Annotated in this window: 1 protein-coding gene; it reads right to left on the bottom strand. The window is 37.6% G+C overall.

Features of this window, described 5'->3' with window-relative positions; translation table 11 throughout:
* On the bottom strand, window positions 1-367 hold a 367-nt coding region (locus tag ACNPNW_RS06190; RefSeq protein WP_448766738.1), incomplete at both ends, for a flagellin.

Below are 367 nucleotides of genomic sequence, written 5' to 3'. Positions count from 1 at the left end.
TTGACATTCGTTCCTATGTAATTTGTACTACTAAGCGAATCAAATAGATTTTCAGTAACATTTAAAAGGTGTACCCCATTAAAATGAGTGTTGTTTGCAATATCATTTATTCCCTGTTTGATTCTCTCTACTTCATCTTGAATTTTGCTTCTATCAGAACTAGCAAGTGTATCGTTGGCAGCTTGCACGGCCAACTCTCTTAATCTTAATAAAGAAGGATCTTGTATTGTTCCTAATCCACCCTCCGCTGTTTGGATTAGTGATATACCATCTTGTATATTTCTTTCCGCTTGCGCTAACCCACGAATTTGCGCTCTCATTTTTTCCGATATAGCCAATCCCGCTGCATCATCTGCCGCTTTATTAA

This window comes from Acinetobacter endophylla (genome assembly GCF_053543775.1).
Note: the sequence above shows the minus strand (reverse complement) of the source record. Positions and strands in the feature narration are given on the sequence as shown.